The organism is Micromonospora sp. NPDC002411 (assembly GCF_053592955.1).
Map to the genome: position 1 here is coordinate 1 of NZ_JBSFBM010000262.1, position 9,382 is coordinate 9,382.

The 9,382-nt window shown below is 70.0% G+C and carries 11 protein-coding genes and 1 pseudogene; 5 read left to right on the forward strand and 7 right to left on the reverse strand.

Annotated elements, in window-relative coordinates; all coding sequences use genetic code 11:
- The 5 genes from ACWCO3_RS25750 to ACWCO3_RS25770 all read right to left on the reverse strand — a co-directional run.
- A partial coding sequence (locus tag ACWCO3_RS25750) for a nucleotidyltransferase family protein (RefSeq protein ID WP_450012455.1) occupies nucleotides 1–295 on the reverse strand: 295 nt, incomplete at its 3' end.
- 3 nt (nucleotides 296–298) lie between these two features.
- Nucleotides 299–1,165 carry an XdhC family protein gene (locus ACWCO3_RS25755; RefSeq protein ID WP_450012457.1) on the reverse strand — a complete coding sequence of 289 codons (867 nt, stop codon included), beginning with the start codon at nucleotides 1,163–1,165 and terminating at the stop codon, nucleotides 299–301.
- 11 nt (nucleotides 1,166–1,176) lie between these two features.
- On the reverse strand, nucleotides 1,177–3,567 hold the full coding sequence (locus ACWCO3_RS25760; protein ID WP_450012459.1) for an aerobic carbon-monoxide dehydrogenase large subunit: 2,391 nt from the start codon (nucleotides 3,565–3,567) through the stop codon (nucleotides 1,177–1,179).
- Complete coding sequence (locus ACWCO3_RS25765; protein WP_358165976.1) at nucleotides 3,564–4,112, reverse strand: (2Fe-2S)-binding protein; 549 nt, start codon at nucleotides 4,110–4,112, stop codon at nucleotides 3,564–3,566. Before ACWCO3_RS25765 ends, ACWCO3_RS25760 begins: the two co-directional genes overlap by 4 nt.
- 2 nt (nucleotides 4,113–4,114) lie before the next feature.
- Nucleotides 4,115–4,987 carry an FAD binding domain-containing protein gene (locus ACWCO3_RS25770; protein WP_358078655.1) on the reverse strand — a complete coding sequence of 291 codons (873 nt, stop codon included), beginning with the start codon at nucleotides 4,985–4,987 and terminating at the stop codon, nucleotides 4,115–4,117.
- Between the two features lie 118 nt (nucleotides 4,988–5,105).
- On the opposite strand from ACWCO3_RS25770, the gene ACWCO3_RS25775 reads away from it, so the two are divergent.
- The gene (locus ACWCO3_RS25775; RefSeq protein WP_450012462.1) at nucleotides 5,106–6,179 is read left to right on the forward strand and encodes an XdhC family protein; all 1,074 of its coding nucleotides are present in this window, start codon (nucleotides 5,106–5,108) and stop codon (nucleotides 6,177–6,179) included.
- A gap of 53 nt (nucleotides 6,180–6,232) precedes the next feature.
- On the opposite strand, the gene ACWCO3_RS25780 is transcribed toward ACWCO3_RS25775, so the two are convergent.
- Complete coding sequence (locus tag ACWCO3_RS25780) at nucleotides 6,233–6,631, reverse strand: NUDIX hydrolase (protein ID WP_358165969.1); 399 nt, start codon at nucleotides 6,629–6,631, stop codon at nucleotides 6,233–6,235.
- Between the two features lie 77 nt (nucleotides 6,632–6,708).
- Here ACWCO3_RS25780 and ACWCO3_RS25785 point away from each other — a divergent pair, with 77 nt between their 5' ends.
- The gene (locus tag ACWCO3_RS25785) at nucleotides 6,709–7,128 is read left to right on the forward strand and encodes an ASCH domain-containing protein (protein ID WP_358078664.1); all 420 of its coding nucleotides are present in this window, start codon (nucleotides 6,709–6,711) and stop codon (nucleotides 7,126–7,128) included.
- 127 nt (nucleotides 7,129–7,255) lie between these two features.
- Here ACWCO3_RS25785 and ACWCO3_RS25790 read toward each other — a convergent pair whose 3' ends face one another.
- Nucleotides 7,256–7,489, reverse strand: a complete 234-nt coding sequence (locus tag ACWCO3_RS25790) for a winged helix-turn-helix domain-containing protein (protein ID WP_358165966.1) — start codon at nucleotides 7,487–7,489, stop codon at nucleotides 7,256–7,258.
- 133 nt (nucleotides 7,490–7,622) lie between these two features.
- On the opposite strand from ACWCO3_RS25790, the gene ACWCO3_RS25795 reads away from it, so the two are divergent.
- From ACWCO3_RS25795 to ACWCO3_RS25805, 3 genes and pseudogenes are all read left to right on the forward strand, one after another.
- Entirely contained in the window at nucleotides 7,623–7,826 is a 204-nt protein-coding gene (locus tag ACWCO3_RS25795; RefSeq protein ID WP_450012465.1) for a hypothetical protein, read from the forward strand.
- A 75-nt stretch (nucleotides 7,827–7,901) separates the two neighbouring features.
- Entirely contained in the window at nucleotides 7,902–8,699 is a 798-nt protein-coding gene (locus tag ACWCO3_RS25800) for a PrsW family intramembrane metalloprotease (protein ID WP_450012467.1), read from the forward strand.
- Between the two features lie 142 nt (nucleotides 8,700–8,841).
- Nucleotides 8,842–9,382 (forward strand): annotated as a pseudogene (locus tag ACWCO3_RS25805) (formate dehydrogenase); the annotation flags it as partial.

Below are 9,382 nucleotides of genomic sequence, written 5' to 3' on the forward strand. Positions count from 1 at the left end.
GCAGCACGAGCGCGTCGGCGCGCGGGTGCACCGCCCGCGCGGCCGTGCTGACCGACGAACCGCAGCCGGTGCTGAACGCGGGGTTCTCCACGATCTGACAGCCGGTCAGGTCCACCTGGTCCCGGATGGCGGCCGCCGCTCCGCCGAGGGTGACGAGCAGTTGGTCGAAGCCGCACGAGCGGGCCAGGTCGAGGGTGGCGTCGAGCAGCGTCCGCCCCCGGTACGGCAGTAGTTGCTTCGCCTCGCCGAGCCGCGTCGACGCGCCCGCGGCGAGGACCAGACCGGTCAGGAACACGGGCTACGCCGCCGTGTAACTCGCGAGGCAGCCGGCGCAGCAGAACCAGAAGTCCTGCCCGTCGACCCGGGCGTGCGGGGCCGACGGGCCAACCAGCACGGTCATCCCGCACACCGGGTCGACGGCCTGCTGCGGTCGCGCGGCCGGCGTGCCGGAGGCCGGGGCCAACCCGTCCACCCGGATGGCCCGGACCACCTCACCCATGATCGACAGGGCGATCTCCGCCGGTGTACGTGCGCCGATCTCCAGACCGGCCGGTGTGTGGACGCGGGCGCGTTCCGCGTCGGTCAGGCTCAGCTCGTCGAGCAGGGCCGCGCCGCGTCGGTCGCTGGCGACGAGCGCGATGAACCCCACGCCGGCGTCGAGCGCCGCCCGGATCGCCTCCTGCTCACCCTTACCCAACCCGGCCACCACCACCGCGGTGCAGCCGGCGTCGTCGTCGGCTGCCACGACGTCGAAGTCGAGGAACGCGGCGAGGGTCGCCACAGCGGCGCTGATCGGCGTGCTCCCGACCACGCGCAGTGCCGGTGCCGGCAGCATGGGTCGGAGAAAGACCTCGATCGCGCCGCCGGAATGGCAGGGGTTGACCACCACCCGCGCCCCCGGTGCCTCCGGGAACGGGGGCGCGCCGTCGGGCAGGACACGCAGCAGCAGGGCGGTCCCGTCGCGCATGGTGTCGAGTGCCGCCGCCCGCACCGAACTCTCCGCGCAGACTCCACCCACGAAGCCCTCGATCGACCCGTCCGACCGGATCACCGCGGCGTCGCCCGGCCGGGCCGACGTCGGGTCCTGTGCGCGGACCACTGTGGCGTGGACGAACGGTTCCCGGTTGTCGGTCAGTTCCCGGGCGCGCTCGGCGATGGTGGTCATCCTCGACTCCCTCAGATCGGCGGCCGAGCCTGGCCGCGCATCGCGTCCCAGACCCGCGACGGCGTCAGCGGCATGTCGGCGTGTCGGACGCCGAAGGGCTTCAGGGCGTCCACGACCGCGTTGACGATCGCCGGTGGCGATCCCACCGTCGCGGACTCGCCCACGCCCTTCGCGCCGATCGGATGGTGCGGGGACGGCGTCACAGTGAAGCCGGTCTCCCAATCGGGTACTTCGAGGGACGTCGGGATCAGATAGTCCATCAGGGACGCGCCGAGGCAGTTGCCGTCCTCGTCGAACGCGATCATCTCCATCAGGGCCATGCCCACGCCGTCGGTGAGCCCGCCGTGCACCTGCCCCTCGATGATCATCGGGTTGATGCGGGTGCCGCAGTCGTCGACAGCGATGAACCGTCGTACCGTCACCTGCGCGGTGCCGGGGTCGATGTCCACGACGCAGATGTACGCGCCGTGCGGGTACGTCAGGTTCGACGGGTTGTAGCAGATCTGCGCCTCCAACCCGCCCTCGATGCCCTCGGGCAGGTCACCCGCGCCGTGCGCGCGCAGGGCGATGTCCTGGATCGTGACCGACCGGCCCGGGTCGCCGGCGACGTGGAACGCGCCCTTCTCCCACTCCAGGTCGGCCACCGACACCTCGAGCATTCCCGAGGCGATGATCCGGGCCTTGTCGCGGACCTTGCGGGCCACCAGGGCCGCCGCCGCACCCGACACGGGCGTCGACCGACTGCCGTACGTGCCGAGGCCGAACGGTGTGTTGTCGGTGTCGCCGTGCAGCACCTCGATGTCCGCCGGTGGGATTCCGATCTCCTCGGCGACGATCTGCGCGAACGTCGTCTCGTGCCCCTGACCCTGTGACTGCACGCTGAGGCGTACCACGGCCTTCCCGGTCGGGTGGACGCGCAGCTCGCAGCCGTCAGCCATGCCCAACCCGAGAATGTCCATGTTCTTGCGCGGCCCGGCGCCGACGGCCTCGGTGAAGAACGCGATGCCGACGCCCATCAGCTCGCCTCGGGCCCGCTTCTCCGCCTGCTCGCGGCGCAACTCGTCGTAGCCGGCCATCTCCATCGCCAGCCGCATCGTCGGCTCGTAGTTGCCCGAGTCGTACACCCAGCCGGTCTTCGTCGTGTACGGGAACTGCTCCGGCCGGATGAAGTTCTTCAACCGCAGCTCGGCCGGGTCCATGCCCAGCTCGTCGGCGAGGCAGTCGACGATCCGCTCGACCAGGTAGACCGCCTCGGTGATCCGGAACGAGCAGGCGTACGCGACGCCGCCGGGCGCCTTGTTGGTGTAGACCGCCGTCATCTTGCAGTACGCGGCCTCGATGTCGTAGCTGCCGGTGAACACACCGAAGAAGCCGGCCGGGTACTTCACCGGTGCGGCGGTGCCGTTGAACGCGCCGTGGTCGGCGAGCACGTTGGTGCGGATGCCGAGGATCCGGCCGTCCCGGGTCGCGGCGATCTCCCCACGCATGATGTAGTCGCGGGCGAAACCGGTGCTGATCAGGTTCTCCGAGCGGTCCTCCATCCATTTCACCGGCTTGCCGGTGACGATCGAGGCGACAATCGCGCAGACGTACCCGGGGTAGATCGGCACCTTGTTGCCGAACCCGCCGCCGATGTCCGGCGCGATCACCTGGATCTTGTGTTCGGGCAGGCCCGCCACGATGGCGTAGAGGGTGCGGTGCGCGTGCGGGGCCTGGGTGGTCGACCAGAGTCGCAGCTTGCCGTCGACAGCGTCGTAGTCGGCGACCGCCCCGCACGTCTCCATCGGCGCCGGGTGGACCCGGGGGTAGACGAGATCCTGGCTGACCACGACATCGGCGCGGGCGAAGACCGCCTCGGTGGCCGCCTCGTCGCCGGTCTCCCAGTCGAAGCAGTGGTTGTTCGTCTTGCCGTCCAGGTCGTCGCGGATCAGCGGTGCGTCCGGTTCGAGCGCCCGGCGCGCGTCGATCACCGGGTCGAGGACGTCGTACTCGACGTCGATCAGCTCCAGCGCGTCACGCGCCGCGTACCGGTCCTCGGCGACGACGAAGGCCACCTCCTGGCCCTGGAAACGCACCTTGTCGGTGGCGAGCACCGCCTGCACGTCGTTGGAGAGGGTCGGCATCCAGGCCAGGTTCTGCTGCGCCAGCGCGGCCCCGGTCACCACCGCCCGCACCCCGGGGGACGCCTCGGCAGCGCTCGTGTCGATGCTGACGATCCGGGCATGCGCCACCGGCGACCGGAGGATCGCCAGGTGCAGCATGCCGGGCAGTTGGACGTCGTCGACGTACCGGCCGCGACCACGCAGGAACCGCGGGTCCTCCTTGCGCAGCATCCGCCCGTACCCGACGGGCTTCTGGTCGTTGTCGTGGAACGCGTCCACGCGCTCGTTCACCGTGGTCATGCGGCGGCCTCCGCGGGCTGGCCGGCGTTGTCGATCTCGCCGGCCTCGGTCGATTCGGTGGTTTCGACGACCTGGGCAACGGCCTGCGCCTCGGCCACGGCGGCCCAGCGGACCGAGCGGACGATGGTGGCGTAACCCGTGCACCGGCAGATCTGCCCCGAGATCGCCTCCCGGATCTCCGTCTCACTCGGGTCGGGGTTGCGGTCGAGCAGCGCCCGCGCCGTCATCATCATCCCCGGCGTGCAGAAACCGCACTGCAGACCGTGGCACTGCATGAAGCCCTGCTGGATCGGGTCCAGCTCGGCGCCCTTGGCGAGGCCCTCGACGGTACGCACCTGGTGGCCGCCGGCCATCGCCGCGAGCACTGTGCACGACTTCACCGGCTCGCCGTCGAGCCAGACCACGCAGGTGCCGCAGTTGCTGGTGTCGCAGCCCCAGTGGGTGCCGGTGAGCCCGAGGACGTCGCGCAGGAAGTGCACCAGCAGCAGCCGGGCCTCGATGTCCCGGGTGACCTCGACGTCGTTGACGGTCATGGTGACCTGCATACTCAGCTCCTCGCCCGTTCGACGGCCCGGCGCAGGGTCCGCCTGGTCAGCTCGGCGGCCAGATGCCGCTTGTAGTCCGCACTGCCGCGCTGGTCGGTCACCGGGTCGCAGCTGCGCGCCGCGATCTGCCCGGCCTGCTCGTAGAGCTCCTCCGAAGGCTCCTGCCCCCGCAGCGCCGCCGAGATCTCCGGGATGCCCGTCGTGTTGGGGCCGACCGCCGCGAGCCCGACCCGGGCGTCCACGATCACGCCGCCGTCGAGCCACACCGCCGCGCCGGCCGACACCACGGCCCAGTCGCCGGCCCGGCGTTCGACCTTGGCGTACGCGCTGCCGCACCCGGGTCGCACCGGCACCCGGATCTCGACCAGGATCTCGTCGTCCGCGACGGCTGTCTCGTACGGCCCGACGTGGAACTCCTCCATGGACACGACCCGCTCCGCGCCACCCGGACCACGGATCACACACCGTGCGTCCAGCGTCGTGCAGACCGCCGAGAGGTCCTCGGACGGGTCGGCCTGGCAGAGCGAGCCGCCCAGCGTGCCCCGGTTACGCACCACCGGGTCGGCGATCACCCGCTCGGCGTCCGCGAAGATCGGGAACGCCGCCGCCAGCACCGGAGATTCGAGCAGCTCCCGATGGCGGGTGAGCGCGCCGATGCGGACCTCGTCCGGGCCCGTCTCGACGTAGCCCAACTCGGCGTGCAGGTCGTTGATGTCGATCAGGTAGTCGAAGTTGGCCAGCCGGAGCTTCATCATCGGCAGCAGGCTGTGCCCACCGGCGATCAGGCGGGCGGTCCCGCCCAGTCGTTCCAGCAGGCTGATCGCATGGTCCACACTGGTGGCTCGCTCGTACTCGAACGGTGCCGGCACCTGCATGTCGCACCTCCGCAGTCCGGCAGAATCTCTGCCGGACGGTCAGCAAAGTCAACGGCGACCTAAGCAACTGCTTAGGTCGGCGTTGACGGTGCCGCCAGGGCTCGCGGATCGTGCGGCCATGCGGGACATCGTCGACGGGCTGACGAGCTGGCGTACCGCTGGCGTCGCGTTCGCCGTCGCGACCGTCGTGCGGACCTGGCAGTCCGCGCCCCGTCCGGCCGGCGCGGCGATGGCCGTCTCGGCTCACGGCGAGGTGCTGGGCAGCATCTCGGGCGGCTGCGTCGAAGGTGCCGTCTACGAACTCTGCCGGACCGCGCTGGCGACCGGAACAGCCCACACCCAGACCTTCGGTGTCAGCGACGACGACGCGTTCGACGTCGGCCTGACCTGCGGTGGCACGATCCGGATCCTGGTGCAGCCGAGCGTCGCGATGATGGAGATCGACGAGGTGCTCGCCGCGATCCGGGACGGCCGCCCGGTCGCCACCGCGTCGGTCGAGAACGCCCAACTGGTGATCTGGCCGGACCGGATCGCCGGCAGCATCGGCGTGCCCGAGCTGGACGACGCGGTCGCCCGACAGGCGGTCGGGATGCTCGCCCTCGGCGTCACCGGCACGATCCACCTGGGTCGGCAGGGTCAGCGTCGTGGCGACGACGTTGCCGTCTTCATCCAGTCGTACGTGCCACCGCCCCGGATGATCGTCTTCGGCGCGATCGACTTCGCCGCCGCGATGGCCCGGATCGGCACATTCCTCGGCTACCACGTCACGGTCTGCGACGCCCGCCCGCTGTTCGCCACCCGCGCGCGCTTCCCGGACGTCGACGACCTCGTCGTCCAGTGGCCACACAAGTACCTGGAGTCGACGACCGTCGACGACCGCACCGTGCTGTGCGTGCTGACGCACGACCCCAAGTTCGACGTGCCGCTGCTCCAGGTCGCGCTGCACACACCCGCCCGCTACATCGGAGCGATGGGCAGCCGCCGCGCGCACGACGACCGGATGCGCCGACTGCGCGAGGCCGGTGTGGGGGAGGCGGCGCTGGCCCGGCTCTGCTCGCCGATCGGGCTGGACCTGGGCGCGCGGACACCGGAGGAGACGGCGGTGGCGATCGCCGCCGAGATCACGGCCCGGACCTGGGGCGGCTCGGGCCGCCCACTCAGCGACCTGGAAACCCCGATCCACCACGCCTGACCAGGGACCGATTTGTCACCCACCACAACTGCGTGATCGTTGAGCCGGGGCAGCTAGATCATGCGCAGGACGAGCGCGGCGGAGACCGCCAGCTCACGATCGAGCACCTGGTCGCGGGGGACGAACACCATGGCCTGACCCTCCCCGAGCACCACGTCCTCCTGTCGAGCCGTCGTCGCGCCCCGGAAGACGTGGACGGTCACGGTGTGGGGAAAGCCGGGCTCGTACGGGCGCGGGCCGCTCCACAACGGGTGCAGCTCGTCCGCTGTCAGACCCGTCTCCTCCAGCAACTCACGGCGGGCCGCCTCCTCCGGCGACTCGCCGGGCTCGACGTGGCCACCCGGCAGGCTCCACTGGCCGGGCGAGACCGCGATGTCCTCGTCGCGGTGCTGGAGCAACACCGCGCCGGACGGGTCGACCAGCAGTACGAGGGCGACGTCGTAGGTGGCCACATCGTGACGGTGTCATGCCGCCGGGAGCTTGTCGACGACGCTTCCTCGCGGCGCGCCCGGTCGCGTACCCTCCGCGCATGGACCTCGATGATCTTCCGCTGGCTGAGTTCGCGTTCCCGGGGCCGCTGCGGGACACGCTCGTGGGCGCGATCCTCTCCGGTGCGAAGACCTCGACCACGGGCCTGCTGGCCGGGTACGAGTGCGCGAACGAGCCACTGCCCGAGGTTGGTCAACTCTCCGCCGTGGTGGACTCCGCGGGCCGGCGGGTCGCGGTCATCGAACTGACCGAGGTACGGGTGATCCGTCTCGCGGACGTCGACCTGCAACACGCGCTGGACGAGGGCGAGGGCGACGAGTCCGTGGCGCAGTGGCGGGCGGGGCACGAGACGTTCTGGCACAGCGCGGAGCTCCGCGAGGAGCTGGGCGACCCCGACTTCACGGTGGACGACGACACGATGGTGGTGACCGAGCGTTTCCGGCTGGTGCACGTGGTCTGAGGCGCCGCCTTCGTTGGGCGCGGCGATCGTTGGCAGCTCAGCAGTCCGGCGCTCGGCGTGTCGAGTTGTTCAGCTGCCAACGATCAGGGCATTGCGGTGTGGGGGCATCAAGGCTCGGCACACGGCTCTATTTCGACGGTCCAGCCTCGGCCACATAGACGCCTTTGCCCGGGAATCCCTCGATCAGCTCCCGGTCTTTGAGGATGGTCATGACCCGGTTGATGGTGGAGATGTGCACATCGTGTTGTTCGGCCAGCTCGCGTGTGGACGGCAGCTTTTCACCCGGGGCGAGTTCTCCGGACTTGATCTTATCGGCGATCTCGTTGGCGATGCGCCGGTAGTCCACTCTCTCGGTCGGCATGAGTCGATCTCCGTGGGTTCCCTGGTTTCGGCAAATTCCTGGGTGCCCGACGGCAACCCACCTGGGGGAGCACGACGTACGGACTCTGCCTCCCAGGTGGGGACAAATCATGATCGCGGGGAGGGTGCCGACTGTGCCGATCGACGAGCCGATCTCCACGGCAACCGAGTTGTTCACTGCCAATAGGGTTCTGGACGTCCATTGGACCCGGGCGCTCGACCGGCCGTGGCGCGTAGGTGGGTGCTTGGAGTGCTGCGGTCGCACCAACTGTCCGCAGCTCGACTGGGCGATCGAGCTGATTGCCGACGTGGCAGCGACGATGTTCCAGAAGCGCTGATCCGTGTGTCCGGAGTCGTGCGGATCTCAACGCTGGGGCTGGTCTTCGTAACGTGGGTCGGCCACACTGCGCGGTATGCGTGATCGTTGGCGCCGGTGGGCGTGGGTCGGGGTTTTCGTCATCGGGCTGATCCTCTATCTGGCGGTGCTGCGGACCCTCGTCAGCACCAAGAATCCGAATTTCGTACCGGCGTTGATCCTGCTCGGGGCGACGTTGGTGCCGTTGACGTTCCTGACGTTCGCGCAGGCCCGCACCGGGCGGTGGCAGGTGCCGGCGTCGGTGTTGGTGACGTCGGCGTTCTTCGGCGGTGTGATCGGCACGGTCGTCGCCGGGACCCTGGAGTACGACACCCTGCGCGGCCTCGGCACGCTGCCCATGCTGTTCGTGGCACTGATCGAGGAGTCGGCGAAGCTGATCGTGCCGGTGGTGCTGCTGTTCACGGTGGTGGCCCAGCGTCGGCGTCGGGTGCCCTCGGACGGTCTGGTCATCGGCGTCGCCGCCGGCATGGGGTTCGCCGCGCTGGAGACGATGGGTTACGCGTTCAGCGCGTTGCTGAGTTCGCAGGGCAACATCGGGGCGGTGGAGCAGACGCTGTTCATCCGTGGTCTGACCGCGCCCGCCGGTCACACCGCCTGGACCGGGCTCACCGCCGGAGCCCTGTGGGCGTTGTTGGCCACGCCGAGCGCCCGCCGGTTGTTCGGATTCATCGGCACGTTCGTGGGCGTCGTCGTCCTGCACACCCTCTGGGACACGTTCACCGGCTCGCTGGTCTTCGTCGTGGTGGCGCTCGTCAGCATCGGCTGGCTGTTCTGGGAGCTGCACCGCTACCGGACCTTCAACGACCACCCCGTCGGCCAGTTGCCACCGCACTGACCATCGCCGCACTCCATGCCTCTCCCGGCCGCACCGAGGGCCGGGGGAGGCATGACTGTTCGTGATCCCGCTGCGACGGGGACGGCACCTCGACTAATGTCAGGCTGTTCACATTTTGTGTGATTAGTCGGGAAGGTGCGCGATGGGGGTGCCTCGCTGGATTGAGGGTTGGCCGGTCTACCGGCAGCTCACCGGCACCGACCCACTCGGCCGGGGCGCGGCGGCCAAGTCCGCTGGATCCCGCGCACTCACCGCCCGTACCGACACCGCCGACTCGATGGCCCGGTCCGTCTGCCCGTACTGCGCCGTCGGTTGCGGCCAGCGGGTGTACGTGAAGGACGGGCAGGTCAGTCAGATCGAGGGCGACCCGGACAGCCCGATCTCGCGGGGTCGGCTCTGCCCGAAGGGCTCGGCCAGCAAGAGCCTGGTGACCAGCCCACTGCGGCAGACCAAGGTCCGCTACCGCCGGCCGTACGGCACCGAGTGGGAGGACCTCGACCTCGACACCGCGCTCAACATGATCGCCGACCGGGTGCTGGCCGCCCGCGACGAGACCTGGGAGGACGTCGACCCCGAGGGGCGACCGCTCAACCGGACGCTGGGCATCTCCAGCCTGGGCGGGGCGACGCTGGCCGACGCCACCGAGCGTTACGCCCTGCGTGCTGTCCAGGCGTACTCCGACC

Coding starts and splice junctions, on each gene's coding strand:
- ACWCO3_RS25800 (WP_450012467.1), top strand. CDS start 7,902: ATGCGTGATCGTTGGCGCCGGTGGGCGTGGGTCGGGGTTTTCGTCATC.
- ACWCO3_RS25770 (WP_358078655.1), bottom strand. CDS start 4,987: ATGCAGGTGCCGGCACCGTTCGAGTACGAGCGAGCCACCAGTGTGGAC.
- ACWCO3_RS25775 (WP_450012462.1), top strand. CDS start 5,106: ATGCGGGACATCGTCGACGGGCTGACGAGCTGGCGTACCGCTGGCGTC.
- ACWCO3_RS25755 (WP_450012457.1), bottom strand. CDS start 1,165: ATGACCACCATCGCCGAGCGCGCCCGGGAACTGACCGACAACCGGGAA.
- ACWCO3_RS25785 (WP_358078664.1), top strand. CDS start 6,709: ATGGACCTCGATGATCTTCCGCTGGCTGAGTTCGCGTTCCCGGGGCCG.
- ACWCO3_RS25760 (WP_450012459.1), bottom strand. CDS start 3,567: ATGACCACGGTGAACGAGCGCGTGGACGCGTTCCACGACAACGACCAG.
- ACWCO3_RS25765 (WP_358165976.1), bottom strand. CDS start 4,112: ATGCAGGTCACCATGACCGTCAACGACGTCGAGGTCACCCGGGACATC.
- ACWCO3_RS25790 (WP_358165966.1), bottom strand. CDS start 7,489: ATGCCGACCGAGAGAGTGGACTACCGGCGCATCGCCAACGAGATCGCC.